At 51.3% G+C, this 23,967-nt stretch carries 21 protein-coding genes; 17 read left to right on the forward strand and 4 right to left on the reverse strand.

The window, feature by feature from the left end; all coding sequences use genetic code 11:
* Positions 1 to 3: 3 nt before the first annotated feature.
* From MN202_RS15295 to MN202_RS15330, 8 genes are all read left to right on the forward strand, one after another.
* Positions 4 to 1,197 (forward strand): outer membrane beta-barrel protein, encoded by a 1,194-nt coding sequence (locus MN202_RS15295; protein WP_335737007.1) that lies wholly within the window; start codon positions 4 to 6, stop codon positions 1,195 to 1,197.
* Entirely contained in the window at positions 1,197 to 1,721 is a 525-nt protein-coding gene (locus MN202_RS15300) for a polysaccharide biosynthesis/export family protein (protein WP_335737008.1), read from the forward strand. Before MN202_RS15295 ends, MN202_RS15300 begins: the two co-directional genes overlap by 1 nt.
* The gene (locus MN202_RS15305; RefSeq protein ID WP_335737009.1) at positions 1,722 to 3,908 is read left to right on the forward strand and encodes a GumC family protein; all 2,187 of its coding nucleotides are present in this window, start codon (positions 1,722 to 1,724) and stop codon (positions 3,906 to 3,908) included. It abuts the gene before it with no gap.
* A 3-nt stretch (positions 3,909 to 3,911) separates the two neighbouring features.
* Positions 3,912 to 4,664 (forward strand): tyrosine-protein phosphatase, encoded by a 753-nt coding sequence (locus tag MN202_RS15310; protein ID WP_335737010.1) that lies wholly within the window; start codon positions 3,912 to 3,914, stop codon positions 4,662 to 4,664.
* Positions 4,664 to 5,371, forward strand: a complete 708-nt coding sequence (locus tag MN202_RS15315; protein ID WP_335737011.1) for a hypothetical protein — start codon at positions 4,664 to 4,666, stop codon at positions 5,369 to 5,371. Before MN202_RS15310 ends, MN202_RS15315 begins: the two co-directional genes overlap by 1 nt.
* Before the next feature lie 135 nt (positions 5,372 to 5,506).
* A complete protein-coding gene (locus MN202_RS15320; RefSeq protein WP_335737012.1) occupies positions 5,507 to 7,249 on the forward strand; it encodes an ABC transporter transmembrane domain-containing protein in 1,743 nt (580 codons plus the stop codon).
* Between the two features lie 144 nt (positions 7,250 to 7,393).
* Positions 7,394 to 8,716 carry a PP2C family protein-serine/threonine phosphatase gene (locus MN202_RS15325; RefSeq protein ID WP_335737013.1) on the forward strand — a complete coding sequence of 441 codons (1,323 nt, stop codon included), beginning with the start codon at positions 7,394 to 7,396 and terminating at the stop codon, positions 8,714 to 8,716.
* Between the two features lie 53 nt (positions 8,717 to 8,769).
* A complete protein-coding gene (locus MN202_RS15330; protein ID WP_335737014.1) occupies positions 8,770 to 9,264 on the forward strand; it encodes an STAS domain-containing protein in 495 nt (164 codons plus the stop codon).
* Positions 9,265 to 9,284: 20 nt separating this feature from the next.
* On the opposite strand, the gene MN202_RS15335 is transcribed toward MN202_RS15330, so the two are convergent.
* Positions 9,285 to 10,436, reverse strand: a complete 1,152-nt coding sequence (locus MN202_RS15335) for a GGDEF domain-containing protein (RefSeq protein WP_335737015.1) — start codon at positions 10,434 to 10,436, stop codon at positions 9,285 to 9,287.
* Between the two features lie 194 nt (positions 10,437 to 10,630).
* Here MN202_RS15335 and MN202_RS15340 point away from each other — a divergent pair, with 194 nt between their 5' ends.
* From MN202_RS15340 to MN202_RS15350, 3 genes are all read left to right on the forward strand, one after another.
* The gene (locus MN202_RS15340) at positions 10,631 to 11,983 is read left to right on the forward strand and encodes an amidohydrolase family protein (RefSeq protein ID WP_335737016.1); all 1,353 of its coding nucleotides are present in this window, start codon (positions 10,631 to 10,633) and stop codon (positions 11,981 to 11,983) included.
* A gap of 15 nt (positions 11,984 to 11,998) precedes the next feature.
* Positions 11,999 to 12,553: a YdeI/OmpD-associated family protein gene (locus MN202_RS15345; protein WP_335737017.1), complete on the forward strand. Its 555-nt coding sequence runs from the start codon at positions 11,999 to 12,001 to the stop codon at positions 12,551 to 12,553.
* Between the two features lie 225 nt (positions 12,554 to 12,778).
* Positions 12,779 to 13,996: a serine hydrolase domain-containing protein gene (locus tag MN202_RS15350; protein ID WP_335737018.1), complete on the forward strand. Its 1,218-nt coding sequence runs from the start codon at positions 12,779 to 12,781 to the stop codon at positions 13,994 to 13,996.
* Between the two features lie 130 nt (positions 13,997 to 14,126).
* Here MN202_RS15350 and MN202_RS15355 read toward each other — a convergent pair whose 3' ends face one another.
* Together MN202_RS15355 and MN202_RS15360 are read right to left on the reverse strand one after the other, a co-directional pair.
* Entirely contained in the window at positions 14,127 to 14,783 is a 657-nt protein-coding gene (locus MN202_RS15355) for a hypothetical protein (protein WP_335737019.1), read from the reverse strand.
* Between the two features lie 37 nt (positions 14,784 to 14,820).
* Positions 14,821 to 15,657 carry a DUF2306 domain-containing protein gene (locus tag MN202_RS15360; protein ID WP_335737020.1) on the reverse strand — a complete coding sequence of 279 codons (837 nt, stop codon included), beginning with the start codon at positions 15,655 to 15,657 and terminating at the stop codon, positions 14,821 to 14,823.
* 308 nt (positions 15,658 to 15,965) lie between these two features.
* Between MN202_RS15360 and MN202_RS15365 the strand changes: the two genes are divergently transcribed.
* The 5 genes from MN202_RS15365 to MN202_RS15385 all read left to right on the forward strand — a co-directional run bounded on the left by MN202_RS15365 (position 15,966) and on the right by MN202_RS15385 (position 21,738).
* Positions 15,966 to 17,072: a helix-turn-helix transcriptional regulator gene (locus MN202_RS15365; protein ID WP_335737021.1), complete on the forward strand. Its 1,107-nt coding sequence runs from the start codon at positions 15,966 to 15,968 to the stop codon at positions 17,070 to 17,072.
* A gap of 137 nt (positions 17,073 to 17,209) precedes the next feature.
* A complete protein-coding gene (locus MN202_RS15370; protein WP_335737022.1) occupies positions 17,210 to 18,742 on the forward strand; it encodes a carbon-nitrogen hydrolase family protein in 1,533 nt (510 codons plus the stop codon).
* Positions 18,743 to 18,840: 98 nt separating this feature from the next.
* On the forward strand, positions 18,841 to 20,562 hold the full coding sequence (locus MN202_RS15375) for a phosphate ABC transporter substrate-binding/OmpA family protein (RefSeq protein WP_335737023.1): 1,722 nt from the start codon (positions 18,841 to 18,843) through the stop codon (positions 20,560 to 20,562).
* 39 nt (positions 20,563 to 20,601) lie between these two features.
* The gene (locus tag MN202_RS15380) at positions 20,602 to 21,246 is read left to right on the forward strand and encodes a hypothetical protein (RefSeq protein ID WP_335737024.1); all 645 of its coding nucleotides are present in this window, start codon (positions 20,602 to 20,604) and stop codon (positions 21,244 to 21,246) included.
* Between the two features lie 75 nt (positions 21,247 to 21,321).
* Complete coding sequence (locus tag MN202_RS15385) at positions 21,322 to 21,738, forward strand: YbaN family protein (RefSeq protein ID WP_335737025.1); 417 nt, start codon at positions 21,322 to 21,324, stop codon at positions 21,736 to 21,738.
* Between the two features lie 32 nt (positions 21,739 to 21,770).
* Here MN202_RS15385 and MN202_RS15390 read toward each other — a convergent pair whose 3' ends face one another.
* Positions 21,771 to 23,534 (reverse strand): alpha-amylase domain-containing protein, encoded by a 1,764-nt coding sequence (locus MN202_RS15390; RefSeq protein WP_335737026.1) that lies wholly within the window; start codon positions 23,532 to 23,534, stop codon positions 21,771 to 21,773.
* A 227-nt stretch (positions 23,535 to 23,761) separates the two neighbouring features.
* Between MN202_RS15390 and MN202_RS15395 the strand changes: the two genes are divergently transcribed.
* Entirely contained in the window at positions 23,762 to 23,950 is a 189-nt protein-coding gene (locus MN202_RS15395; RefSeq protein WP_335737027.1) for a VOC family protein, read from the forward strand.
* The last annotated feature ends 17 nt before the right edge of the window (positions 23,951 to 23,967 follow it).

Here is a 23,967-nt window from a genome sequence, read left to right on the forward strand (position 1 = left end):
TCAATGTTTAAACTTTCTCCTGTCACTCTTGGCTTAGTTGCTTTGGGCTTAACTACCCAGCTTAGTGCAAATGAATTTGCTGTAGCCAGTATCGCCACTGAGAGCGGCATCGATTTCACTCCTATGCTGCAGGCGCGTTTGGGCCATAACGATAACATCGCCAGTGCCAGTGCGAATGAAGAGTCCAGCTGGATTTTAGCCCTGACACCTAGCTTGCGCGCTATGCTGCAAGACGGTGCCAATCTGTATACCTCTTCAGTCAGCGTTGCCAGCGGCACTTATTTTTCCAGTTCTGATGATAACTACCTGGATTTCTTTGCTGATGCCAAGGCAAAAATTGAGTTAAACCAAAGCCACCGTTTTGAAGTGGGTGCTGAGTATGTGGCTGGCCATGAAGATCGCGGTACCGGTGTGTCAGAAGGTTTAGGCAATGCTCAGCAAAAGCCTGCCGAGTTTGATACCTACAACGTTAAAGGGCATTACGAATACGGCGCTATGTCGACACCGGCCCGTCTGCGTTTAATGGTTGGTTTATACGACAAAGAATTCAGCAACTATGAAAACCTGACACGTTTCCGTAACTATGACAGCCTATCTTATGGTGCGGCGTTTTATTACGATACTCAGGCAACGACGCGGGTGGTGGCTGAAGTAACCCGTGAAGACATCGGTTACGACTTAGTGGATCCAACCGGCTTACGTGACAGCGTGACGACCAACTACCGCGTCGGTATGGAGTGGGAAGCTACGGCGTTAACCTCAGGCAGTTTCCGTATTGGTTATCAGGATAAAAACTTTGACAGCGCCCAGCGTAAAGACTTTAGCGGTGTTACCTGGAATGCTTCGGTTGCTTATGCGCCGCTGAGTTACTCTACCATTCAGCTAAGCACGGGCCGTCAGGCTAAAGATCCAAACGTACAGGGTGATTACGTCAAAGAAACCCTGCACAGCGTAAGCTGGAAACATGACTGGTCTGAATTATTCTCCAGTTCTGTTGGCTTTAACTACAGCCATGAAGATTATTCAGGTGCAGATCGTACTGATAAAACGAAAGGCTTTAATCTGGCGGCGAACTACTTGCTGCGCAGCAATTTATTGCTGACAGCCGGTACTGACTTAACGCGGAAGTCTTCTACCGTGGAAAACATACGTTTCGATAGAAATGTGTTTTACGTTGGGGTTCAAGCGGGTTTCTGATGCTGACACTGAAACAACTAATGTTACTGGGAGGGCTGGCGTTTGCCAGCCTGAACGTTTTTGCTGATGACAGTTATCTGTTAGGCGCAGGCGATAAAATTGATATCCGGGTGTTTGGCCAGGATGATTTAGCCCTGCAAACCCAGCTTACCGATAGCGGTACTATTAACTATCCGTTTTTAGGCAGCATAAAGGCCACCGGCTTAACGCTAAAACAGCTTGAGCAGCTTATTTATCAGGGCCTTAAAGGCGATTACCTGATAGAGCCCAATGTGTTTGTTGGCATAGAAGAATACCGGCCATTTTACATTCATGGTGAAGTAAAAAAGCCGGGGGCTTATCCTTATCAACCGGGGATGACAGTCAACCAGGCGGTGGCGCTGGCCGGCGGCCTGACCGAACGTGCTTCACGTGATCGTATTGTTATTGCCCGCGAAGCTAATAAAGCCCAAACCGAAAACGGTACGCTAAACAGCCGGGTGCTGGCAGGTGATACCCTGACTATTTTACAGAGATTCTTTTAAATGCAGCTTGACACAACGCGTGCTGATGGCGCCGCTTCGGCAGTTCAGGTTATTGATTTAAAAAAGACCTTTAACGTAATTTATCGTGCTAAATGGCGCATCATGGCCTTCACGCTGTTATGTGGTGCGTTGGCAACGCTGGTGTTGTTAAATATGGCGCCGGTGTACCGCGCGACCTCAACATTATTGTTAGAGGCGACTCAGGCACGGGCGATAAAAATTGAAGAAGTATATGGCTTTAACTCATCGCAGCAGGAATATTACCTGACGCAGTTTGAGGTATTAAAGTCGCGCTCTATAGCGGAGCAGGTATTTAACCGGCTGGACGTGGCCAGCCATGCCGAATACCAGAGGAAGCCGGGTTTTAAACAGCAATTGCTGGCACTGCTGCCGTTTTTACCGCAGCAGGGTGAAGAACACGATGCCGAGTATGCGGCTTTTTTACTGCGTAAGCAGCAATTGGATGCCTTTGTTGCCAATATCGATATTGCGCCGGTACGGCGTACTCAGTTAGTGCGGTTAAGTTTTAGTTCGGAAGATCCGCAGCTAGCGCGCGCCGTGGCAAATGCCCTGGGCGATGAATATATTAACAGCCAACTGGATGCACGGTTAGGTATTACGCAAAAAGCCAGTAGCTGGCTGGGCGGCCGGGTTGCTGAATTGCGTGAACGGCTGGAACAAAGCGAGCTGAAGCTGGAGCAGTTTCGCGCTGAGCATAATCTGGTTGATGTTGAAGGCGTAACCTCGCTGGATCAGCGTGAACTGGAGCGATTAAACGAACAACTGTCAGAAGCCCGCGCCCGGAAAGCTGAAACGGAAGGCTTTTTGACGTTGGTACAACGCTTTCGCCGTGACGACATTCGTGGCCTGGAAAGCCTGCCGGAAATTACCTCGCATGTGTCGATACAAAACGTAAAGCGTGAGGTGTTGATCACTGAACGTAAAGTATCAGAACTGGCTAAGGTTTTTGGCCCTAAACACCCAAAGATGATTTCGGCTCAGGCTGAACTGCAAACGGTGCAAAAAAGTCTCGCCCAACAAATATTGCGTCTGATCGATGGTGTGGAAAAAGAAGCTCAGGCTGCTGCCGAGCGGTTAACCGCGCTGGAGCAACGTTTTGCCCAAGCCAGAAGTCGTTTTTCCGGTTTAGGTTCTGTTGAAGCCGATTATCGCCGTCTGGAGCGGGAAGTGCAAACTAACCGTTTGTTATTTAACAACTTTATGGACCGGCAAAAAGAAACCGAGGTAACAGGTGACTTTGATGCGCCTATTGCGCGCTTTACTGATTTAGCCGGCTTGCCGACCGAGCCGGAAAAACCAAACAAAAAGCTGATTTTACTGCTGGTCCTGGTAGCGGCCGGTGGTTTTGCTACGGTCATGGCGCTGGTATTTGATGGGTTAAACGATACCGTTAAACACTTGGCTGATGTCGAAAATATGTTGCATCAGCGCGCACTGGGCTTTTTACCGCGCGGCGCGAAAAAAGCCGGCGAAACCCAGCGGGCGCGTGCGTTTTTTGACCGCACACAACGGCAGCATAAAGAAGCGGTGGCCAATATCCGCACCGGTTTATCGCTGTTGGCCATAGATAAACCGCTGAAGGTGATTGAAGTTACCTCATCTTATCCGGGCGAAGGCAAAACCTCTGCCAGCCTAAACCTGGCGTTTGCCTTTGGCGCGCTGGAGCGGGTATTGCTGATTGATGCTGATATGCGTAAACCTACATTGGGCGCTAAATTAGGCTTACCGGGCTATCAAACCGGCCTGGCCAATGTGCTGTCGGGCACGGAAAAGGTCAGCGATTGTATTGTTAGAGATGAGCAAAGTGGTGTCGATGTGCTGACTGCCGGTGCCGTGCCACTTAATCCGCTGGAATTACTGGCCGGTGGCGCCTTTAACAAGCTGCTGGAAGAGTTAAAAGCCGATTACGACAAAATCATTGTTGATACGCCGCCAGTGCAGCTGGTCAGCGACGGTTTGTTACTGGCACCGATGTGTGACGCTGTTATTCTGGTAGTAAAAGCCGACCATACCCGCAGCCCGGCGGTTAAAAATTCGATCGCGAAGATCAATCAGGCGCATGGTAATCTGTATGGCGTAATTTTAAACCAGATGGATACCGAAAAAGCAGCCAGTTACTACGGCCAGTATGGTCAGTACGGTTACTACGGTACAGAGCAGGCATAACTTTTGATTGATTTACATTGTCATATTTTACCGGCAATAGATGATGGCGCCGCCGATATGGCCGAAGCGCTGGCCTTGCTGCGTCTGGCGCAGCAGCAGGGCATCAGCCATATGGTGGCAACACCACATGTGCAGTCGGGTTACTATGACAACAGCGTAACGGTCATTACCGAAGCTCTGCAGGGGCTACGCCAGGCTGCCGCCGAAGCTGGTATTGATATACAGCTGGCCGCTGCCGCCGAGCTGAGGGTGGAACCGCAACTTATACCGCTGGCCGAGCGTAAAGCCCTGCCTTTATTGGGGCATTATCAGAACGATATGTTGTTGCTGCTGGAGTTTCCACACAGCCATATTCCGCCAGGCAGCGACAAGCTGATTAAATACCTGGCCCGGCTCGGTTACCGTATTATGGTGGCACACCCGGAGCGCAACCGCGAACTGCAACAAGAGCCAACTAAAATTAACCAGTTAAAACGACTGGATTGTTTGTTTCAGCTTACTGCCGCCTCAGTGTTGGGTGTAATGGGCGACAAGCCTATGCAACTGGCCCGGCAGTATCTGAACGACGGTATTTTTACTGTAGTGGCGACAGATTGCCACTCACTAAAGCGCCGGCCGCCACAATTGGCGCAAGCTAAAGAGCAGATCGCCAGCTGGCTGTCGCCAGAGCTGGCGCAGCAGCTTTGCGTGGATACGCCGGCGCAGATCAGCCAGTCGCTGTTTGCCAGCGCTACCGGCGTCAGGGTTGCCAGCTAATGCAAGCTAGTATCAGCCGCTGGTGTTATCCGCTGATCGCGCTGCTGATGCTGGCAGCGCTGGTGCTGCTGGTGCGCCAGGGGCTGGCCAGTGCTTATCATTTTAAATCGGTGTTTTATCTTGAGCAGTGGCATCGCAGTAAAACACTGACGGCAAGCGCTTATCAGGACGCGAAAATCGCTGCCGAACGCGCTGTGCAATTGGATAACGCAAATCCGCATTACCGCTTAATGCTGGCCCGCACACTGGAGTGGGGCCACCACCAACAGTTAGAACAAATTGACACCATGCGGCTTAACCAGCTGTACCAGCAAGCATTGTCGCAGCGTACACAATGGGGCGATGGCTATGCCGCTTATGCCTATGCTTTGGCCTGGGTACTAAACCAGCCCGGCGCTGCGGCTGCACAATTGTTACAGGCCGAGCAGTTCGGGCCTTATATGCCACAGCCGTTACTGTTAAGTGTCAGGCTGGCTGGCGAATTTTGGCCTCAGCTGCCGGCTGAATTTAAAGCGCAGTACTTTCGTAATGTGCTGAAGCTGGCGAAAGCCTATTACCCGGTTTACCGCCAATTTGTCTCAATATCCCGCCAAAGCCCGCTGCAAAAAGTGCAGTGCGCTTATCTACGGCAACAGCAACTTAGCAGTGATGAGTTTAGCCGCTTGCAACGTGATCTGTGCCGGCACTGGCCTAAAGTTAACGGTTAAAGCATTGCTGGACGGTGTGCTTTGCGTATACTGTTGCCGCTTAAGCTTATGTTTTATCTGCGCTGTTTTTTTGTAGAAGGCTAATACCATGAATATGTGTGCTGCTGTTGGTTGCTATTTAACGGCGAGGCTTTGATGCAAGCTAACATAGCTGTACTGCCCTGGCTGGGCAGTTTTTTACGGCCTTACCGTAACCGGGTGCTGCTGGCACTGGTATTTTTACTGATAGGCTCGCTTAGCTGGCTGGCGCTGGGGCAGGGTGTGCGGTTGCTGGTTGATGAAGGCTTTGTTGCCGGCAACAGTGAGCGGTTAAATCAGATCACTCTGGCTATTTTGCTGCTGTGTACTTTGACGTCTGCTGCCGTTTTTTGCCGCTTTTATTTAATGACCTGGCTGGGCGAGCGGGTCAGTGCCGATATCCGTAATCGTGTGTACCAGCATATGCTGAAGTTGTCACCGGCGTTTTATAGCCAGATGCGCACCGGCGAAGTGATATCACGCTTTACCGCCGACACCACCTTATTGCAAAGTGTGGTCGGCTCCAGCCTGTCGATGGCGCTGCGCTCAACGGTAACGGCTCTGGGTGGTTTACTGATGATGGCGCTTACCAGTTTTAAAATGACTGGTTTAGTGCTGCTGGCGGTACCACTGGTACTGCTGCCGATCATAGTACTGGGACGCAAGGTGCGTAAGTTATCGCGCGCCAGCCAGGACAGGTTGGCTGACGTGGGCGCTTACGTCGATGAAAGCCTGCATGAAATTCACACCGTGCAAGCCTACGGCCATGAAGAGCACGATAAAACACTGTTTGTCGATCGTATCGAGCAGGTAATGCAGGCCGCCAGGCAACGTATTTTTTATCGCTCGTTGTTAATTGCCGCAGTAATGCTGTTAAGTATCAGTGCCATGGTGCTGATAAGCTGGGTTGGCGCCCGTGATGTGATGGCCGGCAACGTCAGTGCCGGCGAGCTGACCGCCTTTATGTTTTATGCGGTAATGGTAGCCGGCAGTGCCGCCACCATCAGCGAGGTAATAGGCGATATTCAGCGCGCGGCCGGTGCCACCGAGCGCTTAATTGAGCTGGCCACCGCGCCGGTAGAGATCGCCTCGCCAACGCAACCGCTTAGCCTAAACCAGTCGGTTGCCGGTGCGCTGAGCATCAGAGAACTTAATTTTGCCTATCCACTGGCGCCGGATAACACTGTGCTCAGCGCGCTGAGTATTGATATTAAACCCGGTGAGCGTATTGCTTTGGTTGGCCCCAGCGGCGCCGGTAAAACCACCTTGTTCCAGTTGCTGCAACGTTTTTACCAGCCCACAGCCGGGCAAATTTTACTCGATGGGGTTGATATCAGCGCGCTGGATTTAGCCGTGCTGCGTGCCCGTTTTGCCCTGGTACCGCAAGAGTCAGTAATTTTTGCCACTTCGGTGCTGGAAAACGTGCGTTATGGCCGGCCGGATGCGACAGAGCAAGAGGTCGTTGATGCCTGTATTGCCGCCCGGGCTGCGGGCTTTATTGCAGAGTTCAGTGATGGTTATCACACCCAGTTAGGCGAGCGCGGCGTGCGCTTATCCGGTGGCCAAAAGCAGCGTATCGCCATTGCCCGCGCCATTTTAGCCGACCGGCCGGTATTGTTGCTCGATGAAGCCACCAGCGCGCTGGATGCGGTTAATGAGCAGCAGGTGCAACAAGCGCTGGATAATTTAATGCACGGCAAAACCACGCTGATTATTGCCCATAGGTTGGCTACCGTGATTAATGCCGACCGCATTTTACTGCTGGAGCAGGGCCGGTTAGTGGCCAGCGGCAGCCATCAGCAGCTGCTGCAGAGCAGCGCCTTGTATCAGCAGTTAGCCCAGCTGCAGCTGCTAAACTAAAGCCGCGGCGCAGCCGTGACAAAGCAGTGCCATAAATTAGCCGCAGTTAGTGTTGGCTATTGCGCAGCTTAGCACCCTGGCAGCTATAGTTAACTGACGTCGCTTAAGATGGCGGACAGCTATAGCCAGCAGAGGACAGACCTTATGCCGCAGGATTTTGACGGACCAGAGCACAGTGGCGCAGATGAAAACGTACTGGTGTTTGCCGCTGATGCCGACATTAGCGATGAGCCACTGGCCAGTTGGACAGTGCTGATAGTGGATGACGACAACGAAATTCACCAGATCACTAAACTGGCGCTGCGCGATTTTAGTTTTCAGCAACATAAGCTTGAATTTATCAGTGCATACAGCGCCGCCGAGGCGCGCGACGTTCTGGCACAACATCCGGAAATTGCTTTAATTTTGCTGGATGTGGTGATGGAAACTGATGACGCCGGCTTAACTTTGGTGCGCTATATCCGCCAGCAACTGCATAATGATGTAGTGCGTATTATTCTGCGCACCGGTCAGCCCGGCCAGGCACCGGAGCAGCGCGTCGTGCAGGACTACGACATTAATGATTATCGGGCTAAAACGGAGCTGACGGTACAGCGGTTGAACACTACAGTGGTGTCGGCGCTGCGGGCCTATATTGCCATTGAGCAATTAGCCCGGTTAAATGCCAGCCTGGAGCAACAAGTGCAGGCCAGGACGGCAGAGTTGCTGGCGAGTAATCAGCAGCTGACACAATCTCTGGCAGAGCTGGAAGCCGGTGAACGGGCCGGTAAGCAAGTGCAGTTTAAAATGTTGCCGCCACAGGATTTTCGTGTCGCGCAGTTTCAGTTTAGCCATGCGTTGTACCCGTCTGAATTTATGAGTGGCGACTTTGTCGACTATTTTGCCGCCGATGAGCACAAGGTGGTGTTTTATATAGCCGATGTGTCGGGCCATGGCGTGGCATCGGCCTTTGTTACCGTGTACTTAAAACGTTTTATCAGTGCCAACCTGGAGCGATACCGGCGCGGCAGCTCAGCGTTGGTTACCGATCCGGCCGCTTTATTAGCGCAATTGAACGCGGAACTGTTGCAGGAAAAAATCGGCAAATATATCGCATTGTTTTATGCCGTGCTGGATACCGAAAGCGGCGAACTAACCTATGCCAATGCCGGAGCCTTTCCCTGGCCGTTGCTGCATCAAGCAGGCCACGCCAGCTATCTGCCGTTAAAAAGCACACCGGTCGGGATGTTTGATTTTGCTACCTATGCTAATCAAAACCTGCAATTGCAGCAGGGCAACCGGCTGTGGTTGTTTTCTGACGGTATTTTAGATTTGCTACCGCAGCAGGATACTGAGCAAAAGCTGCAACATTTGCAGCATAGCAGCGCACAGCACAGCGATATTGCAGCTTTACTTCAGGCGTTGGCAATAAAGCCTGAGCAGCCATTACCGGATGATTTAACTATACTGACACTTACATGGCATTAGCGGCTGCGGCCTGTGTTGTCGGGCCGCTGGTTTAAAAAGCGGGTGAGGTTAGTATGACAGAACAACAGCAAATATTGTTTGCCTGTATCGATAACTGTTGCTACTTCAAATTGTGTGGCGAGCTGCGCTACACCAATGCTACCGGGATGGACGATCTGGTAGAGCGGCTGTTTCGCCAGCAGTCAGGCTGCAAACAGGTGGTGGTGGATTTAAATGCCGCCAGCTTTATGGACAGCACCTATGTTGGCCTGTTAGCCAGTCTGGCGCGTTACTGCCAGCAGCAGCAATTACCACGGCCGACGTTGTTTTCTACCCACGCAGAGGTGAATGAACTGCTGTTTAGCCTGTGTCTGGATCAGGCCTTTGACATAGTGCAACAAGCCACCGGGCAGGACTATGCTATGACAGCCATCAGTGGGCAAAACTACAGCGAGCAACAGCAGGGCCAGATGATCCTGCGGGCGCACGAAGCACTGATTGCACTGAATGACAGCAATAAATCACAGTTTCAGCCGGTTGTTGACATTCTTAAGCAGCAATTAAGCTGAACAGTGTCAGCTGTGCCTAGCTAGGTTGGCTGATAGATGCGGTAACCGCCGCGGCCGGCGTTTTTTATCTGGTACATAGCGGTATCGGCTTTGTCGAGTAAGTCGCCAAAGGCGGTGCCGTGGCTAGGGTATAAGCTGATACCGATACTGGCACCAAGCTGATAGCTGTTGTCAGCAATATGATAGGGCTGCTGCAGACACTGCAGAATTTTTTCAGCAATCTCTGCCGCCTGGCTTTGTTGCTCCAGCTGGGTGGCAATGACAACAAATTCGTCTCCACCGATACGGGCACAAATGTCGGTGCTGCGCAAACAGGCTTGCATCCGCTGGGCAACCTGTTGCAGTACCAAATCACCCACTTTGTGGCCTGCCTGATCGTTAACCGGCTTAAACTTATCTAAATCAATATAATACAGCGCCAAAAATTGATGCGGCCGGGTTGCCAGTTGCAAGGCTTTTCCAAACAACGCATCCACATAGCGCTTGTTACTCAGGCCGGTAAGCGGATCTTTATACGCCAGTTCCAACGCCTTGCTTTCTGAATCCAGTAAACGTTTTTGAAACAGCGACAAAACTGCGGCAATTAAAGCGGTGTATTGCATCACCACCAGCGCCGTGCCAATAATAAAAGCCACAGTGCGCCAATCCTGATAAAAAACTCTGGAGATCGGCACAAACAGTAACCAGTGCAACATTAACAGGCTGCAGGTCAGCACTATAGTCAGTTTAATGCCGTGATATAACGCCGCAGTGCCGCGCCATACTGTGATAATAACCAACAGCAAAAAGGCCGCGTTAAACAGCGCCAGTCCGCTGCTGTAGAGTGCGGCCGAATAATTAAAAACATGGGCACTTAATAGCCATAGTTGCATTAATAGCGTGCTGAGCGTCAAAGTGCGATTGCTCAGTACAGCACCGAAAAACTTGCCTGTACCGATCAGTAATAGCAGCTTTTCCGTTACGCTAAGCAAGGCGTACAACAGTTTAGCCAGGGCGGCATCATCTGCTTGTACACTGAGAAAGGCCAGACGGGCAACAAAAGCAACGAATATGGCCGCCGCCCACCAGCCGCAGCCCGGGTTAGTGCGAGGCACCCGGCTGGCAAGCAGCAGTAGCAAAAAAAACACAAAATAAACTGCGCTACCCGCGCTGTGAACTATCTGAAACAGCATATCTTTGCACATCCATCTGCTGCCTGTGGCGGCGGTGATCCATTTACTCTGTTGTTAACAATAGCCAGTAGTGGCATAAGCGCAACAATTTTTCTGCCGGTACGCCATTTGCAAACCACAGCAGAGCGCGTTAGTGTTTTATAACCAGTACAACAGGCCGCTACGTCATTAAATAGCCGCAACAGGTGGGACTCATGACTACATTTCCAGCTAAGTTAACAGGATTATTCACCGTAGTTTTTATACTGCTACTGTGTAGCGGCGTGCAGGCAGCGGGCGTTACCGTGTTTGATCAGGTGCATGTATTACCGATGGACTCAGAGCAGGTGCTGCACAATCAGCGCGTACTGGTGCAGGGCGATCGCATTATAGCTGTGGCGCCAGCAGCTGAACTGGCGCTGCCAGATGGCGCCACGGTGATTGACGGCGCCGGCCGTTACCTGATGCCCGGCCTGGCTGAAATGCACGGTCATGTGCCGCCATTGGTAGACTTTAGCGGTATGCCGGCGCGTTATTTGGACGATGTATTAACGCTGTATCTGGCAGGCGGTGTCACCACAGTGCGCGGCATGCTGGGACACGATCAGCAACTGCGCTTAAAAGACGATATCGCCAGCGGTAAGCGGCTGGGGCCAACGTTGTACCTGGCCGGACCCAGTTTTAACCAGCATACGGTAACATCGATAGAACAAGCGCGTGAACGGGTGCGTCAGCACAAAAAAGAAGGCTGGGACTTACTGAAAATTCATCCCGGTTTAAGCCTTGAGCACTATCAGGCAATAGCCGATGAAGCAAAACAGCAAGGCATCGACTTTGCTGGCCATGTGCCGGAGGCAGTCGGTATTGAGCAGGCGATATTGCTGGGCAGCCGCACCATCGATCATCTGGATGGTTATATGGCAGCGCTGGGTGGTTTTGACAAAGCACTAACCGCAGCCGATATGGCGCCGTTGGTGGCGCTGAGCAAAAAACACAATGTCGCCGTGGTACCAACTCAGGCGCTGTGGCAAACCATTATCGGCGCCTCCGATGCGGCGCAATTGCAAAGCTATGATGAACTTAAATATATGCCGGCGCGGGTTATCGCCGGCTGGCAGCGGTATGTGCAACAACCCGGTGGCGCTTACTACAGTGGTGACAGTGCTGCAGTGCATGCGCAAAACCGCCAGCTTTTGTTGCGCGCGTTATATGAAGCCGACGTAACGATTTTAATGGGTACCGATGCGCCGCAACTTTACAGTGTGCCCGGTTTTTCGCTGCGCCGTGAATTGCCCAAAATGCAGCACGCCGGCATCAGTAATTACGACATTTTGCGCAGTGGTACCGTATTAGTAGGCGAGTATTTTGCCGATAAAGACCGTTTTGGCCAGCTAAAAACCGGTCAGCGCGCCGACCTGTTATTACTGGATGGCAATCCGTTGCACGATTTAGCGGTGCTATATCAGCCGGCCGGCGTTATGGTGCGCGGCCAGTGGCTAAGCCGGGCAACGCTGGATAGTAAATTAGCTGATATAGCGGCCGCGCGGCTGGCAGAAAATCAACCCTGAGGAAGCTAACGTAAGATGAGCCAAAACGACACCTACTCAGAGTTTAGCGCCATAGTGCATAGTCCGGCGCAGCCAGGCGATGCTCTGTTGCAGGCTTTTGTGCTGCTGCCCAAAGAGGCCAGTGAAAAACTACCCAGGCGCGGCAGAACATCGGTAACAGGCCATATAAACGGCCTGGCGTTTCAGGCCACACTGGAACCTGATGGCCAGCTAAGCCATTGGTTAGCCTTAAGCGAGCCGTTGCTTAACGCCGCCGGCGCCAATATTGGTGATGTTGCCCACTTTGATATTAAGGCGGTAGAGCAAGAGCCTGAACCTGAGCTACCAGCCGATTTGCAGCAGGCGCTGGCCGCCTCCGCTACAGCCAGCGCAGTCTGGCATGACACCACCACCATTGCCCGGCTGGACTGGGTCCACTGGATCACGTCAGCCAAACAAGCGAAAACCAGAGCAAAGCGGGTCAGTGATGCCTGCAATATGCTGGCAGAGGGCAAACGGCGGGTATGTTGTTTTGACCCTTCCGGCTTTTACAGCAAAGCCTTCAGTGCGCCCAAAGCGGCGGATTATTAGCCTTGAGAGGGCATTTATGCAAAATAGCAGCGCCGAAATGTCGCGTCCTGTGTTTTGCTTTTCTGCTCGTTGGTCAAATAGCGCATTAGTTGGTTTAACTTCGCGTAGTCAGGTGCTGCACTGGTATTGGTGGTGCAGCTAAACAGATACATATCAATAAGATATGGCTATGGCCCGTTCTTTGCTGACCTGTTTCTTTTACTCAGCTATTGGATGGTTAAACCAATGAAAAAATACGTCTTAGCGTTATTGTTGTGTCTGTTGACGCTGTTTATCTACTTTTTGCCACGGCAGGCTGTGTTAAGTGACAACATGGCCGGCACCAATGAATTTATTGCTGCCTTAATGCAGGAAGCTGCCATTCCGGGGCTTGCTGTGGCCAAAATCAATGCCGGTGAGCTGGTTTACCGGCAAACTTTTGGTTATGCCGACATTGCGCAGAAGGCACCGGTGCGGGATAGCACCATGTTTAATATTGCCTCCATCAGTAAACCTGTAATGGGCTTGGTATTGTTGCAGTTAGTGCAGCAGCAACAGCTGGCATTGGATGAGAATATTAATCACTATCTGCCGTTCAAGCTGGATAACCCGCATACCGAAGGTGAAGTCATCACACTGAGGCACTTGGCCAGCCATTCCTCTGCTATCGCCGATTATTATGATTTAAGCAGTTACGCCGAAAATAAAGACGCTGACATCAGTTTACATGCTCATCTGTTGGCGTTATTAACCCCCGGCGGCAGTAAATATGGCCAGGGGCAGTATTTTTTAGCGCAAATGCCGGGTGATGCACGACGCTACAGTAATCTGGCGGCCGGGCTGGCCGGCTACCTGGTTGAAGCGACAACCGGCGAGACACTGGCGCAATACAGTAAAGCAAAGCTGTTTGGGCCATTAGGGATGCAGCACACCAGCTGGCTGATAAACGATATAGATTTAGCAAAGGTGGCGCTGCCTTATGAAGTAGAGCAGTGTGTGCCGTATTTACCCCTTTGTGCCGACACTGAATCGCCCCGGTTAAATCAGTTAATAGGCCACTATATTAACCCTGATTATGCCTTTAAACACTTTCGGCCTTACCCGCATTTTGGTAACCCGCAATATCCCGATGGCGGCATACGCAGCAGCATTCACGACATGAGTGTTCTGTTAACCGCAGTGCTGCGTAATAAAGACCGGCATGGCGAGCCACTGTTGTCTGATGCACTGTATCAGGAAATGCTGGCGCTACAGTTGCCGGATGTTTCACCGAGCCAGCGCTTTTTCTGGCGCGACAACAGCAAAGGCTGGACAGGCCATATGGGCTCGGATCTGGGCGTTTACACGGCGTTGTATTTTGACCACATCAGCGGTGATGGTTTTATTATTCTGATGAACCGCAGTGCCGATGCTTCAACCGAAGTGGCAATGAAAAAATTGGCCGACCGCTTGATGGCACTTTAGCCCAATACACTACTAAGCAGTAATACATTGTAGTTAGTTAGGGGTATTACCACGCTGCGGTTGCAAGCTGAGGCAGAGCAACAACCGGAAGCCATCGCCAGCAGGCTGCAGCGCAGCATAGGTTGGGTTGTTAAGCGCGCCTTTTTAAGCCCCAAATACTTACCCGTACAAGCCAATAGGTCGTTAAACACAGCACCAGCAATACTGGTGCTGCAAGCGTAACGCCATGTCTGATTACTTCGGGAATAACCTGAGATTGGCCAAGAAAAAACGAGGCTGTGGCAATAAACAGCGTAAAACCTATCCGCCAAACGTGGCGAACTAACTGCGATTTTCGGCTAAGTCTTTCTTGTGTCATCAGGCGGATATCTGAAATTGCTGCCAAAAGGGATATTGAACCAAACACCATGATTACTTGAATAGGTTGGCCGTCTATCGACGTTTTACCATTATGCAATAAGGTTAAACCGGTGTAGATGGCGTAAATGCCAATGGCAAAACCTAACATCATCAAAACAGAATGGACTATTCTGGCGTGCTGCTTTGGCGGATGTACGGTTAAAAAAGCTGTAGTTACCAGGTAAAAGGTGACAAGTCCGGCAACCATATTGAGCGTTTCTTTACTGATAAACGCCAGCAGAGCACCCGAGGTAGTCATAACAATCATAGACAGCACAAAAGTAAGCCCGAATTTTCTATGTAAATTGCCGCCTTTCATAACGGCAAAACTTAAAGTACCACTAACCAGTGCGACCGTGCCTGTCAAAATATGCAAGTAAGTAAGCACAATACAACCTCCTCTATTTGTTTAAGCTGTAGTTGTGCTATGCGCCGATTTTGGGGAGCCATGAAACACTGCTGATCGCAAATATGCCTATTGCCATCGCAGCGCAAAACACAAAGATGAGACTGGCCACGGCAGTCTGGTAGCGTTTGTTTTTAGGCTTGCTGGCCCAAAAATACAGTTCCAGCACTGCTAGCGGCAGCAAGTACTGGGCAAAGGACACCACTTCGAGGAAGGGGCCGGTGAAGGTTTTGCCATCGATGCCAATGCCGCCTGTAGCGATAAACCAGCCAAATATCATCAGTCGAAGAAACCACACAGCGCTGACTACCATAAACAGCCGCAGTGCCCAGCGACGGTGCGCGGCAAAGTTGCGTTTGATTGCGTAGTAAAGTGCTATGGGTACAAAAAGCATTACCAGCAAGCCGCTGCCAGTGACACCAATATCCTGGATCAGTGAACCGATGACTCGCTCCCGCGACCAGGTAAGGTAGAATCCAGCGATACTGATAATTACCGAAGCGATCATAAAAAACCAGCCGCTGCATCGGTGCAGTAGGGGTAGCGTATTACGGATGGCCGGCACCAGCTGAATTTGACCGGCGGCAATAATCAGGCCCGCCACCAGAATATGAATTGCCAGTGCCATATTGCCAATGCTGTCTCCGGCGATAAAGCCATTTGCCAGTTGGGTTCCTGCAAAGCCGCCGACGCCATCCCCGGCAAACCGCAGGCCGTAATAGCCCACGATATACGCCACGAACAGCCACTGGCCTATAGCTGTGACGATAAACCAGGTTTTTGCAGAGCGGGCAAGCCAGTCTGGTTTTCGTTTCTGCGGTAAAGACGTGTTGGCGTCAATTGTAATATCGGTCATTGGGTTTCCTTGTATTTTTAGTGGGCATATATCCGACGCGGCTTGCTATATATCATCGGAATAACCACTTTATTTTTGTTTAACATGTTCTGGCGGCTTGTTGCTTTGAAACACAGTCATCCTGCCAGCCAACAGGGCCCTTATCGCGCCAAATTTCAAATTCGGCGCATGGTTTTATGCTCAAAATCAGGTTTTTATCGGCGGTAACTTTTTGTAACACAGCAATCAGCAATAAAGTAGAATCGCACTTTGACGTTAACTTCAACCAGCTGTTAGCATTAAGCGTTGCGGCTTGAGGGAGAGGCAGGGTGTACCAGACTATTCATATAGTGTTGCTGATTGTCAGCTTTGGCTTGTTGTGCAGCCAACTGTTCGTGCGGCAAAAAAAGCTGGTGCATCTGCTGTTTGCTGCATTCTGCGGTTCTATGGCGATTACCGCGATTAAACGCCTGGGTGGTGACGGCTTTGGTTTTTACCAGTATTTGCTGGCGATGGGCGTATGCATGACATGCAACGGCTATTGGCTGGTGGCCCGGGCGTTATTTAGGCAAGGCCGGGCTATTTTATTACGGCATATTCTGGTTGCCGCTGCGATTGGCTTGTTATTAGTAAGCTTGCAGGCCATGCAGTTAGTGCAACAATTCTGGCCGGAAAGCCAAACATTGCTGGCTTCGGCCCGTGTGGTTTGTAAAGAGCTGCTAATCTTGCTGTCTTCCGCCATTTTAATGCTTACGCTGTGGGAAGGATGCCGGGGTTATAGTCAGGCACGCGGTGCTGAGCGCAGGCATCGGCAGGTGTTTTTGGCTACCTATGGTGGCGCCATAGCAATTTGTGGTGTTATCGCAAAAATATGGCTGCCAGCCGAGGGGGCCGCGTTACAGCATGATGTACTTAGTGCAGTGGCGGCCTTAACCATATTGCTGGTGACGCAATGGCTTATTTATAGCCGCTTTAATAAGCCGCTTTTTGCTCAGCCACAGCGTACTGCTGACGCAGCAATAAAAACTCAGGTTGAGCCTGAGCCTGCACAGACAGCGTCTTTGGCAGCAGCGTTAACGCAGGCGGATAACCAGCTTTGCGACAACATTCGCCAGCTGCTATTTCAGCAACAGCTGTTTTTACAGGCTAATTTACGCTTAACCGATCTGGCGAAATTGTTGGATGTACCGGAATACCGCATCAGCAGACTGCTCAGATCACAGTTTCATGCCAGTAATTTTAACCAGTTTATTAATACGTTACGTATTGAGCATGCAAAAACATTGCTGTCAGATCCTGCCAAAGGACATTGGCCGGTAGTCGTGGTTGGCCTGGAAAGTGGTTTTGCCTCGGTCGGTCCTTTCACCCGGTCTTTTAAAACGCTGGTGGGTTACACCCCGCATGAGTTTCGTCAAACGGTGCAGTGGCGGGAATAACAATACGCCAACGTTATTTAATGCCGCTATATTGCGGCAATCTGCAGTGGCTGGCCGCCCGGGCTTTGCTGTGAATGCGACCATGTTGCGCCTGGCTGTGTTACCCTTAATGTAGTACTGCAATCACAGGAGACATTATGGAAGCCAATCATGTTGAAGTGCGCCATCTGACCCATGAGGATATGTCGGCGCTGCGTAAAGCATCGGAGCAGGTGTATCAGGATGCACCTTTGCTGGCCTGGACCGAGCCGGTGGTTAATACCTTGCTAACCAAATTTCCTGATGGCCAGCTGTGTGTTTGTGTCGATGGCAAAGTCGTTGGCTGCGCCTTTTCGCTGATTATCGATTACAGCAAATTCAGTGACGAGCATACCTATGATCAAATTGTCACCGGCTTCTCTTTCAAAAATCATGATCCTAATGGCGATGTGTTATACGGCATAGAAGTATTTATTCACCCGGATTACCGTGGCCTGCGTTTGGCGCGCCGCTTGTATGATGCCCGCAAAGAGCTGTGCGAAAACCTGAATTTGCGCGCCATTATGGCCGGTGGCCGCATGCCAAACTATACCGATTACGCCGATAAACTCAGCGCCAAACAATATATTGAAAAAGTAAAGGTACGGGAAATTCACGATCCGGTACTGAGTTTTCAGCTGGCCAATGGCTTTCACGTGCGCAAATTACTGAAGGGGTATCTGCGTGGTGATACCCAGTCGCAGGAATATGCCACCTTGCTGGAATGGGCCAATATTTACTATACCAAGTCGGTTAAGCTAATTAATGCGCCCAAGGCGGAAGTGCGCTTGGGATTGGTGCAGTGGCAAATGCGCAATATGAAGGATATCAATCAGCTGTATGAGCAGATGGAGTTTTTTGTTGATGCGGTGTCCGACTACAAAAGCGACTTTATTTTGTTTCCCGAGTTATTTGCCGCGCCGCTGATGGAGCATTACAACCACTTAAGCGTCACTGAGAGTATCCGCCAACTGGCCAAATACACTGAAACCATCCGCGATAAATTTGTCGAATTCGCCATCGCGTACAATATCAATATTATTACCGGTAGCATGCCGTACCTGATTGACGGCAAACTGTATAACAGCGGCTTTTTATGTCGCCGTGACGGCAGTTGGGAGCAATACGACAAGGTGCACGTTACCCCGGCAGAAAAGCGCAACTGGGCCATGACCGGTGGCAATAAGGTTGAGGTATTTGACACTGACTGCGGCAAGATCGGTATTATGATTTGCTACGATGTTGAATTTCCGGAATATGCCAGGCTGTTGTCCGATCAGGGCATGAACATTTTGTTTGTGCCGTTTTTAACCGATACGCAAAATGGCTACACCCGGGTGCGGCACTGTGCTATGGCGCGGGCGATAGAAAACGAGTGTTATGTTGCCATTGCCGGAGCGGTAGGTAACTTAGCCAGGGTAAATAATATGGATATTCAGTACGCGCAGTCGGCATTGTTTACCCCGTCAGACTTTGCCTTTCCGACTACCGGTATTAAAGCTGAGGCTACGCCCAATTCCGAGATGCTGCTGATAGTTGACGTCGATCTGGATGCATTAAAAGAGCTGCATACCCATGGTAGTGTTAACACCATGAAAGACCGGCGTCATGATGTGTACCAGTTATCGCTGCTAAAGCCGCCGCAAAAATAGCGAAGTACAGCGGTAGTAAAACGTCATTGTCATGTTGCTGCAATATCTGGCGGTTATTTTAACTATGTTGTTTTATCAGTAGTTAATCAGGTGCAGCAGTGAGTTCAACTTCTATTCATGCGACAAAACTAGCGTCTGCGCTGACGCAACTGGTGCAACTGTGCCAGAGCAATTTTCAGATCCAATTGTCGGTGCAACAGCTGCAAAGCGATGTGCCATACCGCGATACGGTACTGGCTGAGCTGGCGCAACTGGATGATGCCAGCCTGCAAGCTTTAATTACTCAAATACGCCAGCTTGCCGCTGAAGCTGACACTGTTAGCGCAGCGCCGGCTGCCACGCCAGGCAGCGCAGCTAAACCGGCAGCGGCAACAGTGCCGGTCAGCATGCGCTGGTATGGCCTGGCAGCACTATTGCTACTGAGTACTGCAGCCGGTGCCTGGTATCTGGCAGGCAGTAACACTGAACCTGCAGCGGTGCAGGCTGCGCCTCTTGCAGCTGCTGCCGGCGTGACGGCATCAGCGTCGGCTGCAATGGCCGCAGTGCCTGCCAGCGCTGCGCCAGAGGTACGGTTGCCGCTGCTGCGTGTACATGGCTCCAATACTGTGGGCGAGAAACTGGCGCCGGCATTGCTGGAGGCTTTTTTAGCCAGCCAGGGCGCCTCGCAATTTAGCTGGCACACGCAAAACTCAGACGTCGAGCGGCTACTGGATTTTAGCGACAACACCGGGCCAAACCGGGTTCAGTTGCATGCACATGGTTCAGGTACCGCTTTTAAAGATTTGTTAAGTGGTAAGGCCGATGTTGGCATGTCATCCCGTCGTGTTACCGGTGATGAAACTGATAAAGCCCGCGCTTCGCTTGGCGATTTAAGCAAAATAGGTAATGAACATATTATCGCGCTGGACGGATTAGCGGTTATTGTTAATCAAAACAACCCGTTAAAGGCTATATCAACTGAAACGTTGGCGAAAATGTTTTCCGGCGAGATCAGCAACTGGTCGCAACTGGGCGGTGCCGACCGGCCCATAGTACTGCTGGCGCGAGACCATAACTCCGGGACCTATGATACCTTTAACAGCCTGGTGCTGAAAAAATTTGCCAAAAAGCTCAGCGAAAAAGCGCAACGCTTTGAATCCAGTACTGAGCTGTCGGTAGCAGTATCGCAGGACGAAGCAGCAATAGGCTTTATTGGTTTAAATTATATTTCGTACAATAAAGCGCTGGCGATTTCCGAAGGCGCCGACACCACACCAATTTACCCAACCCGCTTTACCGTAAGCACCGAAGATTATGCGCTGTCGCGCCGGCTGTATTTGTATACGCCAACCTCGGCCTCTCAACTGGCAAAAGATTTTGCCCAGTTTGCAATTTCAGAGCCGGGCCAGGCGCTGGTTGAGCAAAGCGGTTTAATCTCGCAAAACATCCGGGTTGAACAAGTTTATCCGATTGAAGGCGCACCGGCGACCTACAATCGCTATGCCGGCACAGGCCAGCGTTTGTCGTTAAACTTCCGGTTTAATTACGGCGAAAATGATTTAGACAACAAAGGTAAGCGCGATTTACAGCGTTTAATCCGTTTTATGGAACAAAACAGTGGCCGCCGTCTGGTATTGATGGGTTTTTCAGACTCAATTGGCGCCGTGGCAAAAAATACTGAGCTGGCGCTGCGCCGTGCTAAAGCGGTTGAGCGTGAATTGGTATCGCGTGGTATTGCCGTGATGGCGGTTGAGTCATACGGCGAGCTGTTGCCGGTTGCCAATAACGACACCGACGCCGGACGTGAGCGCAACCGCCGGGTTGAGGTGTGGGTTATCTGAGCCCCACAGCTGTTGCAAACTAACTAAAAGGACAGGCTTATGTACCGGTTTTTATCTGATGCCATTAATTTAAAAGCGGTATTTGGCAGTTACAGCACCGTAGAGGCACTTAAAGTAAAAAGCTATATTGAGCTGGTGCTGCTGCGGCTGAAAATTCCATCTAAAACCCTGTTAGAGCATATGCAACAAGAGGGCATTGCTTTAAGTGATTTTGTAACAGCGCCGGCGACCACGGCTGATTGGGCCGCATTATCTGAAACTGTGATCCGCAGCCATTTACGCGCTACCTTTTTATGCCCAGACAAGCTACATGCGGCACTGGCAGCGTTAAGTCTGGCGCAACAGGTAGAAATTCGAGATTTGCTTTTGGTCGTCAGTAGTTATTTACGCTTGCCATCAGAAACCCTGCTGCGAAGGATGGAAGAAGAGGGGCTGACACTGGATAAACTGGGTGTCAGTACAGCGGCGACAGATAAAGTGGCGCAGGTACGGCAGAAGCTGAATGCGCTGGCCCGGCAAGAACCCGCAGGGCAGGGGGTAACAGATACCGATTCGCTGGCCAGTGTTAAACAGCGCATTAGTGAGTTAAAAAAGCACAGCAATGACACGGAACAACAACCGCCGGTGCCGCAGAATGTGGTGAGCCTGACAGGTGCAGTTGGCAAGTTAAAAGCCAGTATGTAGCTATAGCTTTGTCCGGTGTTGTGCTAAATTGTGCCGGTTAACTCAGAGCAATAATTACCGGAGCACAACGTTTTTATGCTGCACTACGGCCGCATCTTGTTTTGGCGTACGCTGGCGGTGGTCAGTTTGTTATTGGGCCTGATTGGCATTCCGCTGCCGGTACTGCCGACAGTGCCTTTTATGTTACTCAGTGCCTGGGCAGCAGGAAAAGGCTGGCCGGCACTGGAGCAACGCCTGTTGGCACACCCTCAGCTTGGCCCGCCCATTCTGGCCTGGCGCCGCTACGGGGTAGTACCGCGGCGCGCCAAATATCTGGCCAGCGTCATGATGTTGCTAAGCGCACTGCTGCTGCAACTGTCTGCTGCGCCGCTAATATTAAAATTGCTGTTACCCTGCACTTTGCTGCTGCTTGCGGTTTGGCTCTGGCGTCGCCCGGAACACGTTACGCCGGCCACTCAAGCGGAAAACCGCAACGAAACGGCCGGCAACTGAAAGCTGCGCTGAGCCGTTTTGCAGTCAGGCGGTTAAAAACCGCCGTTAAACTCCGGATGCAGGTTGCTCTGGTCGTGGTTATTGCCGCTTTCCCAGTTTTGGCCGCAACTGCCACTTGGGCCTTTGCGGGTTTTCCAGTTAAAGTTGCCCGGATTAGCAATGGTTAGCTGCCAGACATTACCTGCTGTCCAGCTGCCTTCAATGCCACAGCCCCAGTTGCCAAGGGCGTTGTCGCTGCCGGTAAAATACAACGAATAACCATAGCCGACATCTTTTGTCATCTTAAGCGTAACAGTACCTGGTTGCTGGCCGCTGCCGGCCTGTGGCACCCACACCGACCAGCCACTGCCTTCGCTGACATTGAGCGGAAAATTGGCATAACCCTGGGCGTCGCTGGTAACAGTGCCGGCAACATTGCCGGTGTAATCATAGAAAACAGTATTGGCTTGCTGGCTATTGATCAGAAAGCTCTGCTGGGTACCCCAATTGCGGCCGGATATCAGCATTACCAGGCCGGTGCCGGGCACGTCGCTTAAACCGCCGCGCACATAAGCATACACGGCCTCGGTATTGCCGCTGTATTCATGGCCTGTGCCGTAGGCAAAATAACGGCGGGCTTCAATCAGCTTATCCAGCGTAGGCGCCATGCCAAACTCGTCATAATCGCGGGCAAATACCGTCGGTACGCCGTGTTCACGCAGTAAAATATAGGCATAAGCCTGATTTTTGTAGTTGATAACCTGCGGCATACCATAAGGGTTGCCAGCACGGCTGGTATCGTGGTTATCGACAAAGGTGACCGCCCGCTCGCGATGCGGGCTGTTAACCAGGCCGCCCCACCAGCGCATGTCTTTGCTGCCGCCACTTAACGCTACAAAATCATCACGCAGTTTAAAATCAAAAGCACGCAGGTGCGGCGTATTTACCGCGTCCAGATAGCCGTTAATGTCACTGACCCAGGCTTCTGCTACAAAGAAGATATCTTCGCTGGTAGCAGCCTGCACATGGTTGATCCAGTCACGGGTGAAGTCGGTATCAACATGGGCAATGGCGTCCATCCGAAAGCCGCTAAAGCCTACATTGTTAATAATCCACTCACCCCAAGCTTTCATTTCCTGCTGTACCTCAAAGCGGTTGTAATCAACATCTTCTCCCATCAGGTAGGGAAAGTGGTAGGTATTGCCCCACCATTTGCCGGGGTACAGGGTATTGTCAGAGCCGGTAAACGCGGTCCAGTCCCAGGTAAAGTCGTGCCACAGGTAACCCCAGTTTTGTTCGGTGTAGTGCGCCTGCCGCCCTTGTAGGTAGTAACGGGTCCAGGCGCTACCAAAGCCAGGTATCAGTTCCTGCGCATCGGCGCCCATACGGTGGTTAAATACCACATCAAAATAGGCATCTATCCCCAATTGCTCAAGCGCGCTCAGCGCCTGTTGCAACTGTTGCCGGTTGCCATAACGGGTGGCGGTGGTACCTTTTTGAGCAAACTCCCCCAGATCCCAAAAATCATACACATCGTAGCCGACACTGTTGCTACCGCTCATGCCTTTGGCCGGTGGCGGTAACCAGATAGAGGTAATGCCGCGCTCGGCCAGCGGTGTGGCCATGGCAGGCAAATCTGCCCATAAACCAGGATAAGCGTCCCAGTAGAACGCCTGATACAGGGTGTTATTGACTTGCGCTGCTGGAATTTGTGGCAGCTCGTTGGCAGAGATAGCCAGCGAAAAGCTCAGTGCGAATAAGGCCGTAACGCAGTGGCGTAAGGCTGTGTGCAGCGCTAATTTAGCGGTTGTAAGCATAATGGTACCTGAAAATAAAAGGTTTATTTCCGATCTGTCGTTGTACCAGCGCACCTTATGCCGTGCTACGAGCGTTCCCGCCTTGCTACCTCATATGTCTGCAAACGCGACAAGTGATACCAAACAGACCCCGGTTGTTCTGCCATAAAACAGCTCAGAACTACATTGTTATGGCCAAGTTGGTGCATTGACACAAGATGAATACGTATGCAACGATAAGTTAACCTTTGTTTTGCACCAAAACCGGGAAAGATGGCGGTGCCAGCATCACTATGCCGGTGTCCGATCAGTTTTGCGGCGACCGCACTGGCTGTTTGTCGGACCCGTTCGGCCATTGCTGGATGATCTCGGCCCATATAGAAGATGTCAGCGAAGAAGAGATGGCAAAACGGGCGGCACAAATGTTTAGCCAGTGATACAGTAGACCAAACAC

Origin of the sequence: Rheinheimera muenzenbergensis, from assembly GCF_036984005.1 — a bacterium.
GTDB lineage: Bacteria > Pseudomonadota > Gammaproteobacteria > Enterobacterales > Alteromonadaceae > Alishewanella > Alishewanella muenzenbergensis.

Coding starts and splice junctions, on each gene's coding strand:
- MN202_RS15295 (WP_335737007.1), top strand. CDS start 4: ATGTTTAAACTTTCTCCTGTCACTCTTGGCTTAGTTGCTTTGGGCTTA.
- MN202_RS15300 (WP_335737008.1), top strand. CDS start 1,197: ATGCTGACACTGAAACAACTAATGTTACTGGGAGGGCTGGCGTTTGCC.
- MN202_RS15305 (WP_335737009.1), top strand. CDS start 1,722: ATGCAGCTTGACACAACGCGTGCTGATGGCGCCGCTTCGGCAGTTCAG.
- MN202_RS15315 (WP_335737011.1), top strand. CDS start 4,664: ATGCAAGCTAGTATCAGCCGCTGGTGTTATCCGCTGATCGCGCTGCTG.
- MN202_RS15320 (WP_335737012.1), top strand. CDS start 5,507: ATGCAAGCTAACATAGCTGTACTGCCCTGGCTGGGCAGTTTTTTACGG.
- MN202_RS15325 (WP_335737013.1), top strand. CDS start 7,394: ATGCCGCAGGATTTTGACGGACCAGAGCACAGTGGCGCAGATGAAAAC.
- MN202_RS15330 (WP_335737014.1), top strand. CDS start 8,770: ATGACAGAACAACAGCAAATATTGTTTGCCTGTATCGATAACTGTTGC.
- MN202_RS15335 (WP_335737015.1), bottom strand. CDS start 10,436: ATGCTGTTTCAGATAGTTCACAGCGCGGGTAGCGCAGTTTATTTTGTG.
- MN202_RS15340 (WP_335737016.1), top strand. CDS start 10,631: ATGACTACATTTCCAGCTAAGTTAACAGGATTATTCACCGTAGTTTTT.
- MN202_RS15345 (WP_335737017.1), top strand. CDS start 11,999: ATGAGCCAAAACGACACCTACTCAGAGTTTAGCGCCATAGTGCATAGT.
- MN202_RS15350 (WP_335737018.1), top strand. CDS start 12,779: ATGAAAAAATACGTCTTAGCGTTATTGTTGTGTCTGTTGACGCTGTTT.
- MN202_RS15360 (WP_335737020.1), bottom strand. CDS start 15,657: ATGACCGATATTACAATTGACGCCAACACGTCTTTACCGCAGAAACGA.
- MN202_RS15370 (WP_335737022.1), top strand. CDS start 17,210: ATGGAAGCCAATCATGTTGAAGTGCGCCATCTGACCCATGAGGATATG.
- MN202_RS15380 (WP_335737024.1), top strand. CDS start 20,602: ATGTACCGGTTTTTATCTGATGCCATTAATTTAAAAGCGGTATTTGGC.
- MN202_RS15385 (WP_335737025.1), top strand. CDS start 21,322: ATGCTGCACTACGGCCGCATCTTGTTTTGGCGTACGCTGGCGGTGGTC.
- MN202_RS15390 (WP_335737026.1), bottom strand. CDS start 23,534: ATGCTTACAACCGCTAAATTAGCGCTGCACACAGCCTTACGCCACTGC.